This window comes from Streptomyces sp. NPDC041713, from assembly GCF_055591085.1.
In genome coordinates this window covers 627,221-645,761 of sequence record NZ_JBVIZY010000001.1, presented here as the reverse complement: position 1 = coordinate 645,761, position 18,541 = coordinate 627,221, and the positions used below count along the sequence as shown (strand labels likewise).

The following is an 18,541-nucleotide window of genomic DNA, read 5'->3' as shown; positions in this document are numbered from 1 at the left end:
CGGTCACCCACCCGTTTACCGCGCAGCGCAGGCGCCGGGAACGGGCGAAAAGCACACTCGGCGCATGACTGCCTCGCGTACCCGCATCCGTACCCGTCGCCGTACCCGTTCCCGCGCCGTCTCCGTGCCGCTCGCCGCCTCCCTCACCGCTCTCGCCGCCGTCGCGCTCGTGGGCGGGTGCTCCTCGTCCGGCTCCGGCGACTCGGGCCGGTCGACCGCGCAGGCCGCGCCGGCCGCCGCCGGTGACCTGCAGGACGACTACCAGCGGGTGATCAAGGACGTACTGCCGTCGGTCGTCCAGGTCGACGCCGGCGACAGCCTCGGCTCCGGGGTCGTCTACGACGGCAAGGGGCACATCGTCACCAACGCCCATGTCGTGGGCAAGGAGAAGCGGTTCAAGGTCACCACCGCCACCGGCGAGCAGGCGCTGACCGCCGACCTGGTGGCGAGCTATCCGGAGCAGGACCTCGCGGTCATCAGGCTGGACGATGTGCCGGACGGCCTGAAGGCGGCGGAGTTCGGCGACTCCACGAAGGCCGAGGTCGGCCAGATCGTGCTGGCCATGGGCTCTCCGCTCGGCCTGTCCTCCAGCGTCACCCAGGGCATCGTCTCGGCCACCGGACGCACCGTCAGCGAGGGCCGCACCGGCGGCGGCACGGGGGCCACCATCGCCAACATGGTGCAGACGTCGGCCGCGATCAACCCGGGCAACAGCGGCGGCGCCCTCGTCGACCTGGACGGGAAGGTCATCGGCATCCCCACCCTCGCCGCGAGCGACCCGCAGATGGGGGACAGTGCCGCGCCCGGCATCGGCTTCGCGATCCCGTCCTCGATGGTGAAGACCGTCGCCGACCAGATCATCAAGGACGGCCGGGTCACCGACTCGGGCCGGGCCGCGCTCGGCATCACCGGCCGCACCGTCCTGGACGACGGCTACCGGCCCGCGGGCGTGGCCGTGGTCGAGGCCCGGCAGGGCGGTGCGGCGGCCGACGCGGGGCTGCGGGCGGGTGACATCATCACGCGGCTCGGCGGCAGCGAGGTCACCACGATCAACTCGCTCTCGGAGGCGCTGGCCGGCGCGAAGCCCGGCCAGAAGACGCAGGTCACGTACGTGCGGGACGGTGCCGACAAGAAGGCGGACGTGACGCTCGGCGAGATGTGAGGACCACGGCGGCGGGCTCGTGCGGGAGCCCCGCCCCGGACGTACGGGAGCTCCACCCCGGACGTACGGGAGGCGGTGGCCGGGTCGTCCGGTCACCGCCTCCCGTCGCGTACGCCCGCGCGGTGCGCCGCGGGACGCCACCGCTCAGCTCACGCCGACGCGTCCTCCGTGTCCTGCGCCTCGTCGGCGTGCAGGCTCATCGGACCGTAGATCTTGGTCGTGTCCTCGAAGAGGGTCACCTGGTCGGCGCCGCCCTCGGACAGCTCCTTCCAGTACTCACCGACCCAGGACTCCGCGTCGCCCTGGGTGGTGAACTCCTCGGGCTGCACCGCGGGCTGGACCTCCGTCCCGTCCGCCTTCTCGAACCGCCACGTCCATGCCGCCATGTCAGCCTCCCGAGGGTCCTGTGGCGGTGTCGCCACCGCCTCGATCCGCTTGAAGCCTAGCCGGGCGCGCGGCGTCCGACCCGACGCGGGAGGATCTTCGTGTGGAACTGACTCTGCTCGGCACCGGCGCCCCCGGCGGTCTGCCCCTCCCCGACTGTCCCTGCGCGGTCTGCGCGACCGCCCTGGGCGAGGCGGCGCGCGCCGCCACCGCGCTCCTCGTGGACGGCGTGCTGCTGCTCGACCTGACCCCCGGCGCGGCCTTCGCGGCCGCCCGCGCCGGGCACTCGCTCGGCGGAGTGCGCCAGGTGCTGCTCTCGCACCCGCACGACGGGCCCGCCGTCGAGGTGCCCGCGGGGCTGCCGCAGCCCGGCCGGGTCGCCGACGGGCGCGAGCTCGCGCTGCTCACCGGGCACCGGGTGCGCGCGGTGGCCCTGGACGCGCCCGGCTCCGGGTACGAGGTGACCGGGACCGACGGGGAGCGGCTGCTGTATCTGCCGCCGGGCGGCGCGCCCGCGGGGATCACCGAGGGGAACGGCGCCGCGGCGGGCCACGGCAGGGACCGCCCGTACGAGATGGTCGTCGCGGACGTCGTCGGGCGTCCCGACGGGCTCGCCCGGCTCCGCGCCGCCGGGGCCGTCGGGCCGACCACCGACGTGATCGCGGTGCACATCGGCCACGAGGCGCCGCCCGGCGGTGAGCTGACGCGCCGCCTCGCGGCCGCCGGGGCGCGGGCCGTGCCGGACGGGTCGACGCTCGTGGTCGGCGCCTACGAGGACGTCCCCGACGTGCCGCGCCGCACCCTCGTCCTCGGCGGCGCGCGCTCGGGCAAGTCGGTGGAGGCCGAGCGGCGCCTGGAGGCCTTTCCCGAGGTGCTGTACGTGGCCACCGGCGGGACCAGGAGCGGGGACACGGAGTGGGCCCGGCGGGTGAGCGTGCACCGCGAGCGGCGCCCCGGCTCCTGGCGGACCGCCGAGACCTGCGACCTGGTGCCGCTGCTCGGCGACGACGGGCCGCCGCTGCTCATCGACTGCCTGTCGCTGTGGCTGACCCACGTCATGGACGAGGTGCAGGCGTGGGACGACGCGGAGTGGGCGGGCGGCGGGGAGCGCGCGCTGCGGGCGCGGGTCGCCGAGCTCGCGGAGGCGGTCCGTACGACCCGGCGCACGGTGGTCGCCGTCTCCAACGAGGTCGGCTCCGGCATCGTCCCCGCGACCACCTCCGGCCGCCGCTACCGCGACGAACTGGGCCGCCTGAACACCGCGTTCGCGAACGAGTGCGAACACGTCCTGCTCGTCGTGGCGGGCCAGGCCCTCACGCTGCGCGGCTGACGTCCGGCCGCGCTCACGGGGCGGCCGGGGCCGTCGGGTCGGGGCCGCGGCGGGCGATGACCCGGTAGGTGTTGCTGAAGCCGACGCGGGTGAGCAGCGGCGCGAGGACGACGTCCAGCGCGCGGGCCAGCACCACCGGCGGCACCGACGCCCACCGTGCGGCGCGGCGCAGCTTCAGCTGGAGCGGGGTCGCGGGTCCGGGGCGCCACGGCACGTCGGCCGCGGGCATGCGGCAGTTGAGGAAGAGCGCCACCGCCGCGCCGAGGTCGACGGGGGCGTGCGCGGTCCGGCGCTCGACGGCGACGACCGTGAAGCCCAGGGCGGTCAGCTCCTGGCGGAGGTTGGCGAGCGGCACGAGGTGCAGGGTGCGCGGCTGGCGGTGGGACGCCCACCATCTGCCGAGCAGCCGGGCGGCGCGGCACTCGGGGTCGGGGGCCTCGATCAGCAGGTGTCCGCCGGGGCGCAGCACGGTGCGCGCGGCGCGGAGCTCCGCGCGCGGGTCCGGGCTGCGCTGCAGGGTGTGGAACATGCTCAGCGCGTCGTAGCGGCCCGCGAGCCGCCCGGCGAGCTCGGGCAGGGAGCCGCGGTGGCCCTCCTCGATGCGGCCGCGTCTTACCCCGCGTTCGAGGCCGGCGCTGCGGTCGGTGCCGTCGAAGGAGGTGTACGGCAGGACCCGCCGGGCCAGGGCCGGGAAGTGCGCGGCGCCGGTGTCGACGTCCAGCCAGCACTCGGGCTCGTCGAGCGCGGCGAGCGCCCGGACGGCGGCGAGCCGGCGTTTGGCGGCGGCGCCGGCGCCGAACGGCTTCACCGGCTCCCGGCCGCCGGGCCCGTCGCGGAAGTCCCTGCGGTAGAAGTCCATGCCCTCGGGGGTCAGCCGGGGGTTCTGGAAGCAGTGGGCACAGTCGCCGCACCGGTCGAGGGTGAAGCTGCCCGGCTTGTGCTGCACCAGGTCGGTGGTGCGCAGCCGCACCCGCAGCCGTTCGGAGCCGCACCAGGGGCAGTCGGTGCGGCGGGGTTCGTGGAACCGCTCGGTGCCTAGGGCGAGTTCGGCGAGGTAGGCGGGACGCCGGGCGGCGACCTGCTGGGCGGCATCCGTGGTCATGGGCGTACTCCCGGGGTCGGAGGAGTGGAGCAGGGGGACAGAGCTGCCGTTCCCGCCGATGCCGCACGCGATATGACAAGCCGACACAAACAGGAACGTAAAGGATCATTCCCGCGTCGGGGGTCACGCCATGCACGTGAATCCTCACGCGACGCGACCGGCGGACGCGGGGGCCTGACCGGCCGTCAGGTGCGGGGTGGTGCGGCTCGCAGGGCCGTTCGAGCGATGCCGCCGCCGCTCCCGGTACTGTTCGGCGAATGAGCTCGCTGAATCTCGACGACTTCACCGACCTGATCGAGCGGCCCGACGGCGGGGTGCGCCGCGACGCCGAGGAACGCAGGGCCCGGCAGACCCTGCCGCCCGGTTCCCTCGGCCGCCTCGACGAACTCGGCGAGTGGCTCTCGGCGGCCCAGTCCTCGGTGCCGGTGCGGCCGGTCGAGCGGCCGCGCGTGGTGCTCTTCGCGGGCGATCACGGCATCGCCGCGCAGGGTGTGTCGGCGCGTCCCGCGGGCGGCGCGGCGGATCTCGTACGGGCCGTCCTGGCCGGCGAGAGCCCCGTGGCCGTCCTCGCGCGCCGCCTCGACGTGCCCGTGCGGGTCGTCGACATGGCCCTCGACTGCGACCCGGCCGAGCTGCCCGCCGAGGTGGCGGGGCACCGGGTGCGGCGCGGTTCGGGACGCATCGACACCGAGGACGCGCTGACGACCGACGAGGCGGAGCGGGCGCTGCGCGCCGGCATGGCGGTCGCCGACGAGGAGGCGGACTCCGGCACCGATCTGGTGGTGCTCGGCGATGTCAGCGTGGGCGGCACGACGGCCGCCGCGACGCTGGTCGCCGCGTTGTGCGGGACCGACGCGTCCGTGGTGACCGGGCGGGGCGGAGCGCCCATCGACGACCTGGCGTGGATGCGCAAGTGCGCGGCGGTACGGGACGCGCTGCGACGGGCCCGGCCGGTCCTCGGCGACCAGCTGGAGCTGCTCGCGACGGTCGGCGGCGCCGATCTGGCCGCGATGACGGGGTTCCTGCTGCAGTGCGCGGTGCGGCGTACGCCGGTGATCCTGGACGGCGTGGTGGCGTCGGCGGCCGCGCTGGTGGCCCAGCGGGTGGCGTTCCGCGCGCCGGACTGGTGGCTGGCGGGCCACGACAGCGGGGAGCCCGCGCAGGCCAAGGCGCTCGACCGGATGGCGCTCGACCCGCTGCTCGCGCACGGCGTGAAGGTCGGCGAGGGTGCCGGGGGGCTGCTCGCGCTGCCGTTGGTACGGGCGGCGGCGGCGCTGTCGGCGGAGCTGCCGGAGCGGGAGCCGGAGCCCGTGGCGCCGGAAGCGGAGCCCGAACCCGAGTCCGATCCTGTGCCTACAGCCCCGGAGACAGAGCCTTCGGTGCCGTCCGCCGAGTAAGTGCCCCGCGTGCGGGCGCCGGTTGACGCACCGTCAACGGCGCCCGGCACCGGTGGCCCGCCCGCTCACAATGCGGAGGGTGACCCTCGTTGCCCATATGATCCCTTTTCATGGGAGATGAGCAGGTCGTCGCCGGGCGACAGAAGAAACCGACCGTCATACAGCGCCGCGCCGCCGGGTTCGCGGTCTGGTATCTGCGGGCCGTCACGTTCATCAACTTCCTGAGCGCGGTCTGGGTCTCGCTCGGACAGGACCTGCGCCAGCACAACACGGAGAACTACTTCACCCCGTACCTGCTGACCGCCGGTTTCGCGTCGGGGGCGTTCACGCTCTTCCTGGCGATCACCATGCGGCGCCGCAAGCGCGCCGCGTGGATCCTCAACACCGTGCTCGGCGGCCTCTTCCTGCTGCTCTTCGCCTTCGCGATGGTCTTCCCGGAGATCCGCGCGTACGCGCAGAACTGGATCTCCCTCGTGCTGACCGCCGCGTTCGTCGCGGCGCTGGTCGTCGGGCGCCGCGAGTTCTACGCCAAGGGCGACCGCTCCAACCCGAAGCTGGCGTCGGCCGTCGCGGCCGGCGGGCTCCTGGTGGCCTCGCTGATCGCCACGCTGCTCGTCACCGTCACCAACCGCGCCCACGACGACTACCGCTCGACGTTCCTGGACCGCTGGCGCTACGGCACCATGCGCCTGGTCTCGCTGGCCGCCGACGACAAGCGCTTCGAGGGCATCACCACGCCCGGCTGGGTCAACGTCGCCATCAACATCCTGAGCGCGCTGCTGCTCTGCGCGGTCCTGTACGCGGCCTTCCGCTCCCGCCGGGCCGTCGACCCGCTCACCGAGGGCGACGAGGAGCGGTTGCGCGCGCTGCTTGAGCGGCACGGCGAGCGCGACTCCCTCGGCTACTTCTCGCTGCGCCGCGAGAAGAGCGTGGTGTGGTCGCCGACCGGCAAGGCGGCCGTGGCCTACCGCGTCGTCGGCGGCGTCTCGCTGGCCTCCGGCGACCCCATCGGCGACCCGGAGGCCTGGCCCGGCGCCATCGAGCCCTGGCTGGCCGAGGCCCGCGAGCACGGCTGGATCCCGGCCGTGATGGGCGCGAGCGAGGAGGCGGGCACGGTCTACGCGCGGCACGGCCTGGACGCCCTCGAACTGGGCGACGAGGCCCTCGTGGAGATCGCCGAGTTCACCCTGGAGGGACGGGCCATGCGCACCGTCCGGCAGGCGTACAACCGCGTGAAGCGGGCCGGCTACACGGTCCGCATCCGCCGCCACGAGGACATCCCCGCCGACGAGATGGCGGCCCTCCTGGAGCACGCCGACGACTGGCGCGACGGGGCCACCGAGCGCGGCTTCTCCATGGCGCTCGGCCGGCTCGGCGACCCGGGCGACGGCCGGTGCGTGATGCTCGAATGCACCGACGGGGACGGGCGGTTGCGGGCGGTGCTGTCCTTCGTGCCGTGGGGGCCGCACGGGCTCTCCCTCGACCTGATGCGGCGTGACCGCGACTCCGAGAACGGCCTGATGGAGTTCATGGTCATCGAACTCCTGCAGCGGGCCCCCGAGATCGGGATCACGCAGGTCTCACTCAACTTCGCGATGTTCAGGTCGGTCTTCGAACGTGGCTCACGGCTCGGCGCGGGTCCGGTCCTGCGTCTGTGGCGGTCGCTTCTCAGCTTCTTCTCGCGGTGGTGGCAGATCGAGTCCCTCTACCGGGCCAACGCCAAGTACCGGCCGATCTGGGAGCCCCGCTTCCTCCTCTTCGAGAAGAGCGGAGACCTGCCGCGCATCGGCATCGCGTCCGCCCGCGCGGAGGGGTTCCTCGAAGCGCCCGGTCTGCCGAAGTGGCTGCACCGCAAACACCTGGAGTCCAGACGATGAGCACCCCGGCCCGCCTGGCCCGCGCCGAGTGGGGGTCACTCCTCTCCACCGTGCGCGGGGCGCTCGTCGCCCGACGATGGCGGGCCGTCCCCATGACCCTGGCCGCGGTCTGTCTCACCGCTCTCTGCCAGTACGTGCAGAACCAGCCCTGGGGCTATCAGTTCGTGCAGAACACCGGCTGCGTACGCGCCGAGGACCCGCTCTGGCTCGCCCTGCTGCGCACCCCGCTCTCCCTCTTCGTGCCCGCCCTCGACCTGCCGGTGTGGGGCGCGCTCGCGCAGATCCTGCTGGTCTTCGGCATCGCGGAGATCTGCCTGGGCCGGTGGCGCACGCTCTTCATCGCGTACGCGGCCACGCTCGCCGGCACCCTGTACGCGCGCGTGGGCATCGCGCTCGGCCCCGGCCACCCGCTCGGCCTGCCCGCCTCCGACGCGCAGGTCGTCGACACCGGCCCGTCGGCCGCCGTGGTCGGCCTCGCCGTGTACGTGTGCTGGCTGCACCGCGCGTACTTCACCGCCGCCCTGGTCAGCGCCCTGATGGTCGTCGAGGTGATCGTCAAGGACAATCTCGCCGGCATGGAGCACCTGGCCGCCATCCTCGTCGCGCTCGCGCTGTGCGCCGTCACCGCGGTACGTCAGCGGCGCGGCGGCACCCGATCCGGCCCCGGCCGCGGATCCGGCACGAAGCCGCCGATCCAGTCCTGAATCCTGCGGCGCGGTCCCGACCAGCGCCGGTCGTGCCGGAAGGCGCGAAGGCCCGCCCGCGCACGGGCCCGGGGCCGCCTGCGGTAGAAGCGCCGGGCCCACGCCGAGCCGGGCCTGGCCAGCCGGATCGCGCCGACCAGCGCGACGAACGGGACCACCATGCCGATCAGGGCGGTGCGCAGCTTCCCCTTGACGAGCGCGATCACCGCGAACCCGCAGTTGATGCCGATGTTCAGCGCGACCGCGGCGCGGTTCTGCCGCTCGTCGGGCGTCAGGTCGTCGACGCCGAGCGGGGTGAAACCGGTGAGGACGAGCATCACCAGGGCCGCCGTGAGCATCACGACCTCCACGCTTTTGCGGCCCTGCTCGCTCCAGTAGACGTCGTCGAGATGGAGGATCAGCGCGAACTCGTCGAGCACCAGGCCCGCGCCGATCCCGAAGATGACCGCGGCGTACAGCGCCCCCACCCCGTGCCGCCCCGCGGCCACCGCCCAGAACCCGCCGACCAGCATCAGGAAGATCCCCGGCACGACGTGGTGGATGTGGACCTCGCCGGTGCTGATGTTGCGGAACGGCCCGCGGCCCGCCCGGATCAGCCGGGTGATGGTCCGGGTGACCAGGAACGACCCGACGAAGGAGAGCAGCGCGAGCAGCAGCGGCAGCTTCCCCGGCTCGACGATGTTCCGGTACCACCAGTCGTCCATGCGCCCATCCTCCGTCCGCGAAGAGTGATCCGCAGAGCGGGAGGTTCCCCCGGGGTAGCCTTCCGCGGTGCCCAGAACCTCCCCCGCCGACGGCATACGTTTCGCCTTCGGCACCCTCACCGCGCTCCCCGTCCGGGTCACCCGCTGGGACCGCGAGGCCGCGCGCGGCGGCATGCAGTGCGCCCCCCTCGCCGGTCTGGTGATCGGCCTGTGCGCGGCGGGCGCGGGCGGCGCGCTGACGCTGCTCGGCGCGGGCCCGCTGCTCGTCGCCGTCGCGACCGCCGCGGTCCCCGCCGCCCTCACCCGGGGCCTGCACCTGGACGGTCTCGCCGACACCGCCGACGGCCTGGGCAGCGCCAAGCCCGCCGAGGACGCGCTGCGCATCATGAAGCAGTCCGACATCGGCCCCTTCGGCGTCATCACGCTGCTCTTCGTCCTGCTCGCGCAGGTCGCCGTCTTTTTCCAGCTGTACGAGGCCTCTTGGGTGCGCGGCGCCCTCGCCGCCGTCGTCTCGGCGACCGCCGCGCGCCTCGCCCTGACGCTGGCCGCCCGCGACGGCGTGCCCCCGGCCCGCCCGGAGGGGCTCGGCGCGGCCGTCGCCGGGGTCGTCCCGCGCGGCCGGACGCTGGGCGTCGCCGCGCTCGTGGTGGCCGCCGCGGCCGCCGCGGGCGCGCCGCTCGGTGCGGCCGACGCCGTACGGTCCGCGGCGTCCGTCGTCCTCGCCCTGACCGCTGCGGAGTTGCTGCTGCGGCACTGCGTACGAAGGTTCGGCGGGGTCACCGGAGACGTCTTCGGCGGCCTCGCGGAGACGGCGGCGACCTGCGCCCTGGTGGTGCTCGCCCTCGGCTGACACCGCGCCGAACACACACAGTGAGGCGCACCGCAGCGCTCACGGGCGTAGGCTCGCGACGGGCTCACCACCCCGACAGCCCGCCGAACTCACTGAAAGAGGACCTCACCACCGTGACTGCTCTGACTCTCAGCACCGCCGCCGCGACCGGCCTGCGTGCCGACGCGATCGTCGTCGGTGTCGCGAAGGGCGCTGGATCCAAGGGAGCCCTGGTCGTCGCTCCCGGGGCCGAGGCCGTGGACAAGGCGTACGACGGCAAGCTCGCGTCCGTCCTGGAGACCCTCGGCGCCTCGGGCGGCGAGGGTGAGGTGACGAAGCTTCCCGCGCCGTCCGGCTTCAAGGCGCCGGTCGTCGTCGCGATCGGTCTCGGCGAGGTCCCGGAGAAGGACGAGACGTACGGCACCGACGCGCTGCGCCGCGCCGCGGGCGTTGCCGCGCGCGCCCTCACCGGCTCCAAGAAGGCCGCGTTCGCGCTGCCCGTCGAGGAGGCCGAGGATCTGGGCGCCATCGCGGAGGGCGCGCTGCTCGGCGCGTACTCCTTCGACGCCTACAAGGACCAGGGCGACGCCAAGTCCGGCAAGAAGAACGGCAAGGACGCCAAGGCGCCGCTCGCCGAGGTCGCCCTGCTCGGCGGCAAGCCCCGCGACAAGGCGCACAAGGCCGCCGTCGAGCGCGCCACCGCCGTCGCCGAGGAGCTCAACCGCGCCCGCGACCTGGTCAACACCCCGCCGAACGACCTCAGCCCCGAGGCCTTCGCCGCCGTCGCCCAGGCCGCGGCCAAGGAGCACGGCATCAAGGTGCAGATCCTCGACGAGAAGGCGCTCACCAAGGGCGGCTACGGCGGCATCCTCGGCGTCGGCGCCGGCTCGGACGCCCCGCCGCGCCTGGTGAAGCTCTCGTACACGAGCTCCAAGGCGAAGAAGCACCTCGCCTTCGTCGGCAAGGGCATCACCTACGACTCGGGCGGCATCTCGCTGAAGCCCGCCGGTCACAACGAGACCATGAAGTGCGACATGGCCGGCGCCGCCGCCGTCTTCGCCGCCGTCGTGGCCGCCGCGCGCCTGGGCCTCGAGGTGAACGTCACCGGCTGGCTGGCGCTCGCCGAGAACATGCCGTCCGGCTCCGCGACCCGCCCCGGCGACGTCCTGCGGATGTACAGCGGCAAGACCGTCGAGGTCCTGAACACCGACGCCGAGGGCCGCCTGGTCCTGGCCGACGCCATCGCCAAGGCCTCCGAGGAGGCCCCCGACGCGATCGTCGACGTGGCGACGCTGACCGGCGCCATGATGATGGCCCTCGGCAGCCGCACCTTCGGCATCATGTCCAACGACGAGGCCTTCCGTACCTCGGTGCACGAGATCGCCGAGGAGGTCGGCGAGCCGTCCTGGCCGATGCCGCTCCCCGCCGACCTGCGCAAGGGCATGGACTCCCCCACCGCCGACATCGCCAACATGGGCGAGCGCATGGGCGGCGGCCTGGTGGCCGGTCTGTTCCTGAAGGAGTTCGTGGGCGAGGGCATCACCTGGGCCCACCTGGACATCGCGGGCCCGGCCTTCCACGAGGGCGCCCCCTACGGCTACATCCCCAAGGGCGGCACCGGCACCGCGGTCCGCACCCTGGTGCGGCTCGCCGAGCACACCGCCGCGGGCGACCTGGGCTGATCAGCCGATCGAACCCTCCGGGCGGGGTCGCGGACGCTTCACGCGTCCGGGGCCCCGCCCGATTTCGCCCTCGACGAAATCCGTACGTCCGTACGGGGCACAAACCCGTCGGGGCGGTGGCTCCGACGTCTCACGGCCCGGCCCGGCGTCCCGTCTCCCGCCGACAAGTGCGAAGATGGGTTCTCGGCAGGACAGGGCCCCCACCACAGGGCCGAAAAAAGAGCGGCCGAATACCAGCCGACCGACCGGTCGTCCCCCGAGAACAGGGGTCCGGCGTACGGCGCACATGCATGGAGGACGTGACGTGGCGAACGACGCCAGCACTGTTTTCGACCTAGTGATCCTCGGCGGCGGCAGCGGCGGTTACGCCGCGGCGCTGCGCGGAGCGCAGCTGGGCCTGGACGTCGCACTGATCGAGAAGAACAAGCTCGGCGGCACCTGCCTGCACAACGGCTGCATCCCCACGAAGGCGCTGCTGCACGCCGGCGAGATCGCCGACCAGGCCCGTGAGGCCGACCAGTTCGGCGTGAAGGCCACCTTCGAGGGCATCGACATGGCGGCCGTCCACAAGTACAAGGACGACGTGATCTCGGGCCTCTACAAGGGCCTGCAGGGCCTCGTGGCCTCCCGCAAGGTGACGTACATCGAGGGCGAGGGCAAGCTCTCCTCGCCGACCTCGGTCGACGTGAACGGTCAGCGCGTCCAGGGCCGTCACGTCCTGCTGGCGACCGGCTCCGTGCCGAAGTCGCTGCCGGGTCTGGAGATCGACGGCAACCGCATCATCTCCTCGGACCACGGCCTGACCCTGGACCGCGTGCCGAAGTCCGCGATCATCCTGGGCGGCGGCGTCATCGGCGTCGAGTTCGCGTCCGCGTGGAAGTCCTTCGGGGCCGACGTCACGGTCATCGAGGGCCTCAAGCACCTCGTCCCGGTCGAGGACGAGAACAGCTCCAAGCTTCTTGAGCGCGCGTTCCGCAAGCGCGGCATCAAGTTCAACCTCGGCACGTTCTTCGAGAAGGCCGAGTACACGCAGGACGGCGTCCGCGTGACCCTCGCCGACGGCAAGACCTTCGAGGCCGAGGTCCTCCTGGTCGCCATCGGCCGCGGCCCGGTCTCGCAGGGCCTCGGGTACGAGGAGCAGGGCATCGCGATGGACCGCGGCTACGTCCTCGTCGACGAGTACATGCAGACCAACGTCCCGACCGTCTCGGCCGTGGGCGACCTGGTGCCGACCCTCCAGCTCGCGCACGTCGGCTTCGCCGAGGGCATGCTGGTGGCGGAGCGCCTGGCCGGCCTCAAGCCGGTGCCGGTCGACTACGACGGCGTGCCCCGGGTGACGTACTGCCACCCCGAGGTCGCCTCCGTGGGCATCACCGAGGCCAAGGCCAAGGAGATCTACGGCGCGGACAAGGTCGTCGCCCTCAAGTACAACCTCGCGGGCAACGGCAAGAGCAAGATCCTCAAGACCGCGGGCGAGATCAAGCTCGTCCAGGTCAAGGACGGTGCCGTGGTGGGCGTCCACATGGTGGGCGACCGCATGGGCGAGCAGGTCGGCGAGGCCCAGCTGATCTACAACTGGGAGGCGCTGCCGGCCGAGGTCGCCCAGCTCATCCACGCCCACCCGACGCAGAACGAGGCGCTCGGCGAGGCCCACCTCGCCCTGGCGGGCAAGCCGCTGCACTCCCACGACTGATCTTCAGTCACACGGGCGCGACGACAAGACTTCCTTCCCCAAGCTCTCGGCTTCGCTCGAGCAGGGGAGACCCCATTTTCGTAAGGAGCAACTGAAACCATGGCGGTTTCCGTATCCCTTCCGGCGCTCGGCGAGAGCGTCACCGAGGGCACTGTCACCCGTTGGCTGAAGGCCGAGGGCGAGCGCGTCGAGGCCGACGAGCCGCTGCTCGAGGTGTCGACCGACAAGGTCGACACCGAGATCCCCTCCCCCGCCGCCGGCATCCTGGCCTCCATCAAGGTCGCCGAGGACGAGACGGTCGAGGTCGGCGCCGAGCTGGCCGTCATCGACGACGGCTCCGGCGACGCGGGCGGCTCGGCCGCCCCGGCGCAGGAGGAGGCCCCGGCCGCCCCCGCGCAGGAGGAGGCCCCCCAGCAGCAGGAGGCCCCGGCCCAGGCCGAGGCGCCCGCCGCCCCGGCGCAGTCCGGCGGTTCCGCCGAGGGCACCGAGGTCACCCTGCCCGCGCTCGGCGAGTCCGTCACCGAGGGCACCGTCACCCGCTGGCTGAAGGAGGTCGGCGAGGAGGTCGCGGCCGACGAGCCCCTCCTGGAGGTCTCGACGGACAAGGTCGACACCGAGATTCCCTCGCCGGTCGCGGGCGTGCTGCTCGAGATCGTCGTCGGTGAGGACGAGACCGCCGAGGTCGGCGCCAAGCTCGCCGTCATCGGTGCGCCCGGTGCCGCCCCGGCCCCGGCCAAGGAGGAGGCCCCGGCCGCCCCCGCGCAGGAGGCTCCGAAGCAGGAGGCCCCCAAGCAGGAGGCCCCCAAGCAGGAGGCCCCGAAGCAGGAGGCGCCGAAGCAGGAGGCCGCCCCGGCTCCCGCGCAGCCCGCCGCCCCCGCGCAGGCTCCGGCCGCCCCGGCCGCGCCCGCCGCTGCCGCCCCGGCTCCGGTCCAGCCGGCCCCGGCCGCGCCCGCCGCCCCGGCGCAGTCCACTCCGGCCGACGACGGCGCCTACGTGACCCCGCTGGTCCGTAAGCTCGCGTCCGAGAACGGCGTGAACCTCTCCGAGGTCAAGGGCACCGGCGTCGGCGGCCGTATCCGCAAGCAGGACGTCATCGCCGCCGCCGAGGCCAAGAAGTCGGCGCCGGCCCCGGCCGCCGCCGCTGCCCCGGCCGCCTCGAAGGCCCCGGCCCTCGAGGCCTCTCCGCTGCGCGGCCAGACCGTCAAGATGACCCGCATGCGCAAGGTCATCGGCGACAACATGATGAAGGCCCTGCACTCGCAGGCCCAGCTGACCTCGGTCGTCGAGGTCGACATCACCAAGCTGATGAAGCTGCGCGCCAAGGCGAAGGACTCCTTCGCGGCCCGCGAGGGCGTCAAGCTCTCGCCGATGCCGTTCTTCGTCAAGGCCGCCGCCCAGGCGCTGAAGGCCCACCCGGTCATCAACGCCCGGATCAACGACGACGAAGGCACCATCACGTACTTCGACTCGGAGAACATCGGCATCGCCGTGGACGCCGAGAAGGGTCTGATGACGCCGGTCATCAAGGGCGCGGGCGACCTGAACATCGCCGGCATCTCGAAGAAGACCGCCGAGCTGGCCGGCAAGGCCCGTGGCGGTGGCCTCACCCCGGACGACATGTCCGGCGCCACCTTCACGATCTCCAACACCGGTTCGCGCGGCGCCCTGTTCGACACGGTCATCGTGCCGCCGAACCAGGCCGCCATCCTCGGCATCGGTGCCACGGTGAAGCGCCCGGTCGTCATCAACCACCCGGACCTCGGCGAGACCATCGCCGTCCGTGACATGACGTACCTGTCGCTCTCCTACGACCACCGTCTGGTGGACGGCGCGGACGCCGCCCGCTACCTGACCGCGGTCAAGGCGATCCTGGAGGCCGGCGAGTTCGAGGTCGAGCTCGGCCTGTAGTCCCGCGGCCCGCGGGGCTGTAAGACTCGTCTCATCAGCGCGTACGCCCCCGTCCGGAGTTATCCGGGCGGGGGCGTCGCCGTATTGTCTAGGGGTCACCACGCCCTGGGGCGCCTGCCTGCCCCTGCCTGAGGAGCCCACATGACCGCGCCCGTCGTTCACTCGCTGCGCGAACAGATCCGCGAGCACATCGTGGAGGGGATCGTCAGCGGGCGCTGGAAGCCGGGCGAGCGGATCGTGGAGCGCAGGATCGCCGTCGAGCTGGAGGTCTCGCAGACGCCCGTGCGGGAGGCGCTGCGCGAGCTGGAGACGCTGCGGCTGATCGAGTCGGCGCCCAACAAGGGCGTACGCGTTCGCAATCTGACCGCCGCCGACCTGGAGGAGAGCTACCCGGTGCGGGCGGGCCTGGAGGCCATCGCCGCCGAGCTGGCGGCGGAGCGTCTTGCCGAGGACTGCACGGCCCTGGAACCGCACGTCGCGGCGCTCTACGAGGCGGACCGGGCCGCCGACGGCACCGCCCAGGTGCGGCACACCGTCGGCTTCCACCGCGAACTGGTGCGGGCCGCGGACAACTCCGTCCTCCTGCACACCTGGGAGGGGCTCGGCATCGAGGTCTTCACGGCGCTCTCCATCCGCTGGCTGGGCACGGTCCAGCAGTCGTACGCGGAGGAGCACGAGGCACTGGTCTCCGCGTTCCGCCGCCGCGATCCCGCCATCGCCGAGCTGGTCAAGTCGCATGTGCTGGGCTGCGCGCCGCGTCCGTGACACCCGCGCACCGCGCCCGTGACACCCACGCTCATCCGTGGCGCCTTGCCGCCAAACGTGCTCTCACCTGCGTAAACCCTGGCAATCGAAGGCACCGCGTGCCCGCTTTACTGGCACCGGATGCCTACTTTCTCGATCTGGAGGGGTTTTCACCTTCAACCCTTTGATCGATCATCGATCACGGAGTTACAGTCTCCGACGGGCTCTCACCAGAGCTTCACGCCCTGTCCTGCCAAGTACCGGGCACCCCCACCCCTTACCGAACAGGGGACCCCCTCCGACTCAGGAAGGCGGCGACATGACCGACCCCTCCGCAATCCAGCCGAGCGAGCTCGACCAGCTCCCGGACCGCGACCCCGAGGAGACCGCCGAATGGCAGGCCTCCCTGGACGCCGTCACCGAGGCGGCCGGGCCGCACCGTGCCGCGTACCTGATGCGCCGCACGCTGGAGCGCGCCGAGGGCGCGGGCCTGGCGCTGCCCAAGCTGCTCGAGACGGACTACGTCAACACCATCCCCACCTCCGCCGAGCCGTCGGTCGACGGTGACGAGGAGATGGAGCGGAAGATCACCGCGTGGAACCGCTGGAACGCGGCCGCGATGGTCACCCGCGGCTCCAAGCACGGCGTCGGCGGCCACATCGCGACCTTCGCGTCCGCGGCCTGGCTGTACGAGACCGGCTTCAACCACTTCTTCAAGGGCAAGGAATCCCAGGACGCCCCCGGCTCCGGTGACCAGCTCTACATCCAGGGCCACGCCTCCCCCGGCATCTACGCCCGCGCCTTCCTCGACGGCCGTCTGAACGAGGCGCAGCTCGACAACTTCCGCCGCGAGTCGGGCGGCGACGGTCTTCCGTCCTACCCGCACCCGCGCCGCCTGCCCTGGCTGTGGGAGTTCCCGACCGTCTCCATGGGTCTGGGCCCGCTCTCCGCCATCTACCAGGCGCGCTTCAACCGGTACCTCACCAACCGCGGCATCAAGGACGTCTCCGCCTCGCACGTGTGGGCGTTCCTCGGTGACGGCGAGATGGACGAGCCCGAGTCGACGGCGGCCCTCGCCCTGGCCGCGCGTGAGGGCCTCGACAACCTCACGTACGTCATCAACTGCAACCTGCAGCGCCTCGACGGCCCGGTCCGCGCCAACTTCCGCGTGGTCCAGGAGCTGGAGGCGCAGTTCCGCGGCGCCGGCTGGAACGTCATCAAGGTCCTGTGGGGCAACGCCTGGGACGAGCTGTTCCAGCTCGACACCACGGGTGCCCTGGTCCGCCGCCTGCGCGAGGTGCCGGACGCGCAGTTCCAGACGTACGCGACGCGCGACGCCGCCTACATCCGCGAGCACTTCTTCGGTGCCGAGCCCGCCCTCGTCGAGCTGGGCAAGCTGCTCAGCGACGACAAGATCAGCGAGTGTTTCCACCTCTCGCGCGGCGGCCACGAGGCCCGCAAGGTCTACGCGGCCTACCGTGCGGCGCTGACCCACACGGGCGCGCCGACCGTGATCCTCGCGCAGACGGTCAAGGGCTTCACCCTCGGCAAGGGCTTCGAGTCCAAGAACGCCAACCACCAGATGAAGAAGCTCACGGTGGACGAGTTCAAGGACATGCGCGACCTGCTCGAACTGCCCATCCCGGACAGCGACTTCGTCGACGGCCAGGTGCCCTACGGCCACCCGGGCGCCGACTCCCCCGAGGTCCGCTACCTCCAGGAGCGCCGCGCGGCGCTCGGCGGTCCCGCCCCGGCCCGCCGCACGCAGCCGCTCGCCCCGCTGCCGGCCGCCGCGGACAAGACCTTCGCCGCCTTCGACAAGGGTTCTGGCTCGCAGTCGGTGGCGACGACCATGGCGTTCGTACGCCTGGTCAAGGACCTCGTACGCGACAAGCAGACCGGCAAGCGCTGGGTGCCGATCGTCCCCGACGAGGCGCGCACCTTCGGCATGGAGTCGCTCTTCCCCTCGCTCGGCATCTACTCGCCGAAGGGCCAGACGTACGAGCCGGTCGACCGCGACCAGCTGATGTACTACAAGGAGGCCAAGGACGGCCAGATCCTCAACGAGGGGATCACCGAGGCCGGTTCGATGGCGGACTTCATCGCCGCGTCCACGTCGTACGCGACGCACGGCGAGACGATGATCCCGTTCTACATCTTCTACTCGATGTTCGGCTGGCAGCGCACGGCCGACCAGATGTGGCAGCTCGGCGACCAGCTCGGCCGCGGCTTCCTGGTCGGCGCCACGGCGGGCCGCACGACGCTGACGGGTGAGGGTCTGCAGCACGCGGACGGCCACTCGCCGGTGATCGCCGCGACCAACCCGGCCGCGCTCTCCTACGACCCGGCGTTCGCCTACGAGATCGCCGCGATCGTCAAGGACGGTCTGCGCCGCATGTACGGCGAGGCCGCCCCGGGCGAGGACCAGAACGTCTTCTACTACCTCACCGTCTACAACGAGCCGATGCCGCAGCCCGCGAAGCCCGCGGGTGTCGACGAGGGCATCGTCAAGGGCCTGTACCGCTTCAACACCGCCGAGTCGGCGGGGCTCTCCCCCGCGGCCAACGCCTCGCGCATCCAGCTGATCGGTTCGGGTACGGCCATCCACTGGACCCTCGCGGCCCAGAAGATGCTCGCCGAGGAGTGGGGCGTGGCCGCCGACGTGTGGTCCGCGACGTCCTGGACCGAGCTGCGCCGTGACGCCCTGGAGGCCGACGAGGCCCTCCTGCGCGGCGAGGAGCGGATTCCCTATGTGCGCCAGGCACTTGAGGGCGCGCAGGGTCCCGTGCTCGCCGTCTCCGACTACATGCGTCAGGTCCCCGACCAGATCGCGCAGTGGGTCGAGCAGGACTACTCCTCGCTCGGTGCGGACGGCTTCGGCCTCTCCGACACGCGGGACGCGGCGCGGCGCCACTTCGGCATCGACGCGGAGTCGATCGTCGTCGCCTCGCTGGCGCAGCTCGCCCGCCGCGGCGAGGTGCCGGCCTCGGCGGTCAAGGAAGCGCGCGCGAAGTACGGGCTGTAG

Annotated in this window: 14 protein-coding genes; 11 read left to right on the top strand and 3 right to left on the bottom strand. The window is 72.6% G+C overall.

Going from position 1 to position 18,541, the window contains the following annotated elements:
• Positions 1 to 64: 64 nt before the first annotated feature.
• Positions 65 to 1,162 carry a S1C family serine protease gene (locus ACZ6CV_RS02760; RefSeq protein WP_469249086.1) on the top strand — a complete coding sequence of 366 codons (1,098 nt, stop codon included), beginning with the start codon at positions 65 to 67 and terminating at the stop codon, positions 1,160 to 1,162.
• Between the two features lie 149 nt (positions 1,163 to 1,311).
• Here ACZ6CV_RS02760 and ACZ6CV_RS02755 read toward each other — a convergent pair whose 3' ends face one another.
• Entirely contained in the window at positions 1,312 to 1,548 is a 237-nt protein-coding gene (locus tag ACZ6CV_RS02755) for a hypothetical protein (protein WP_355813771.1), read from the bottom strand.
• A 101-nt stretch (positions 1,549 to 1,649) separates the two neighbouring features.
• Between ACZ6CV_RS02755 and ACZ6CV_RS02750 the strand changes: the two genes are divergently transcribed.
• Complete coding sequence (locus ACZ6CV_RS02750) at positions 1,650 to 2,876, top strand: bifunctional adenosylcobinamide kinase/adenosylcobinamide-phosphate guanylyltransferase (RefSeq protein ID WP_469249083.1); 1,227 nt, start codon at positions 1,650 to 1,652, stop codon at positions 2,874 to 2,876.
• Positions 2,877 to 2,889: 13 nt separating this feature from the next.
• Here the strand turns inward: ACZ6CV_RS02750 and ACZ6CV_RS02745 are convergent, their stop codons facing one another.
• A complete protein-coding gene (locus ACZ6CV_RS02745; RefSeq protein WP_469249081.1) occupies positions 2,890 to 3,978 on the bottom strand; it encodes a class I SAM-dependent methyltransferase in 1,089 nt (362 codons plus the stop codon).
• Between the two features lie 257 nt (positions 3,979 to 4,235).
• Between ACZ6CV_RS02745 and cobT the strand changes: the two genes are divergently transcribed.
• The 3 genes from cobT to ACZ6CV_RS02730 all read left to right on the top strand — a co-directional run bounded on the left by cobT (position 4,236) and on the right by ACZ6CV_RS02730 (position 7,956).
• Positions 4,236 to 5,375: a nicotinate-nucleotide--dimethylbenzimidazole phosphoribosyltransferase gene (cobT, locus tag ACZ6CV_RS02740; protein WP_469249080.1), complete on the top strand. Its 1,140-nt coding sequence runs from the start codon at positions 4,236 to 4,238 to the stop codon at positions 5,373 to 5,375.
• A 110-nt stretch (positions 5,376 to 5,485) separates the two neighbouring features.
• The gene (locus ACZ6CV_RS02735) at positions 5,486 to 7,252 is read left to right on the top strand and encodes a phosphatidylglycerol lysyltransferase domain-containing protein (RefSeq protein WP_355813782.1); all 1,767 of its coding nucleotides are present in this window, start codon (positions 5,486 to 5,488) and stop codon (positions 7,250 to 7,252) included.
• The gene (locus ACZ6CV_RS02730; protein WP_469249077.1) at positions 7,249 to 7,956 is read left to right on the top strand and encodes a hypothetical protein; all 708 of its coding nucleotides are present in this window, start codon (positions 7,249 to 7,251) and stop codon (positions 7,954 to 7,956) included. Before ACZ6CV_RS02735 ends, ACZ6CV_RS02730 begins: the two co-directional genes overlap by 4 nt.
• Here the strand turns inward: ACZ6CV_RS02730 and ACZ6CV_RS02725 are convergent.
• Positions 7,887 to 8,660: a hypothetical protein gene (locus ACZ6CV_RS02725; RefSeq protein ID WP_469249076.1), complete on the bottom strand. Its 774-nt coding sequence runs from the start codon at positions 8,658 to 8,660 to the stop codon at positions 7,887 to 7,889. The two genes, ACZ6CV_RS02730 and ACZ6CV_RS02725, sit on opposite strands and share 70 nt — an antisense overlap.
• A 67-nt stretch (positions 8,661 to 8,727) precedes the next feature.
• On the opposite strand from ACZ6CV_RS02725, the gene ACZ6CV_RS02720 reads away from it, so the two are divergent.
• The 6 genes from ACZ6CV_RS02720 (at position 8,728) to aceE (ending at position 18,541) form a co-directional block, all read left to right on the top strand.
• On the top strand, positions 8,728 to 9,510 hold the full coding sequence (locus ACZ6CV_RS02720; RefSeq protein ID WP_469249074.1) for an adenosylcobinamide-GDP ribazoletransferase: 783 nt from the start codon (positions 8,728 to 8,730) through the stop codon (positions 9,508 to 9,510).
• Positions 9,511 to 9,623: 113 nt separating this feature from the next.
• Complete coding sequence (locus ACZ6CV_RS02715; RefSeq protein ID WP_469249072.1) at positions 9,624 to 11,171, top strand: leucyl aminopeptidase; 1,548 nt, start codon at positions 9,624 to 9,626, stop codon at positions 11,169 to 11,171.
• A gap of 304 nt (positions 11,172 to 11,475) precedes the next feature.
• Positions 11,476 to 12,864 carry a dihydrolipoyl dehydrogenase gene (gene lpdA / locus ACZ6CV_RS02710; RefSeq protein ID WP_355813796.1) on the top strand — a complete coding sequence of 463 codons (1,389 nt, stop codon included), beginning with the start codon at positions 11,476 to 11,478 and terminating at the stop codon, positions 12,862 to 12,864.
• 99 nt (positions 12,865 to 12,963) lie between these two features.
• The gene (gene sucB / locus ACZ6CV_RS02705) at positions 12,964 to 14,772 is read left to right on the top strand and encodes a 2-oxoglutarate dehydrogenase, E2 component, dihydrolipoamide succinyltransferase (RefSeq protein WP_469249071.1); all 1,809 of its coding nucleotides are present in this window, start codon (positions 12,964 to 12,966) and stop codon (positions 14,770 to 14,772) included.
• A 141-nt stretch (positions 14,773 to 14,913) separates the two neighbouring features.
• Positions 14,914 to 15,537 carry a GntR family transcriptional regulator gene (locus ACZ6CV_RS02700; RefSeq protein WP_362368081.1) on the top strand — a complete coding sequence of 208 codons (624 nt, stop codon included), beginning with the start codon at positions 14,914 to 14,916 and terminating at the stop codon, positions 15,535 to 15,537.
• A 298-nt stretch (positions 15,538 to 15,835) separates the two neighbouring features.
• The gene (gene aceE, locus ACZ6CV_RS02695; protein ID WP_469249069.1) at positions 15,836 to 18,541 is read left to right on the top strand and encodes a pyruvate dehydrogenase (acetyl-transferring), homodimeric type; all 2,706 of its coding nucleotides are present in this window, start codon (positions 15,836 to 15,838) and stop codon (positions 18,539 to 18,541) included.

Bases quoted from the DNA above. Each gene is read 5' to 3' on its own strand.
- ACZ6CV_RS02760 (WP_469249086.1), top strand. From the start codon at position 65: ATGACTGCCTCGCGTACCCGCATCCGTACCCGTCGCCGTACCCGTTCC.
- ACZ6CV_RS02755 (WP_355813771.1), bottom strand. From the start codon at position 1,548: ATGGCGGCATGGACGTGGCGGTTCGAGAAGGCGGACGGGACGGAGGTC.
- ACZ6CV_RS02745 (WP_469249081.1), bottom strand. From the start codon at position 3,978: ATGACCACGGATGCCGCCCAGCAGGTCGCCGCCCGGCGTCCCGCCTAC.
- cobT (WP_469249080.1), top strand. From the start codon at position 4,236: ATGAGCTCGCTGAATCTCGACGACTTCACCGACCTGATCGAGCGGCCC.
- ACZ6CV_RS02735 (WP_355813782.1), top strand. From the start codon at position 5,486: ATGGGAGATGAGCAGGTCGTCGCCGGGCGACAGAAGAAACCGACCGTC.
- ACZ6CV_RS02730 (WP_469249077.1), top strand. From the start codon at position 7,249: ATGAGCACCCCGGCCCGCCTGGCCCGCGCCGAGTGGGGGTCACTCCTC.
- ACZ6CV_RS02725 (WP_469249076.1), bottom strand. From the start codon at position 8,660: ATGGACGACTGGTGGTACCGGAACATCGTCGAGCCGGGGAAGCTGCCG.
- sucB (WP_469249071.1), top strand. From the start codon at position 12,964: ATGGCGGTTTCCGTATCCCTTCCGGCGCTCGGCGAGAGCGTCACCGAG.
- ACZ6CV_RS02700 (WP_362368081.1), top strand. From the start codon at position 14,914: ATGACCGCGCCCGTCGTTCACTCGCTGCGCGAACAGATCCGCGAGCAC.
- aceE (WP_469249069.1), top strand. From the start codon at position 15,836: ATGACCGACCCCTCCGCAATCCAGCCGAGCGAGCTCGACCAGCTCCCG.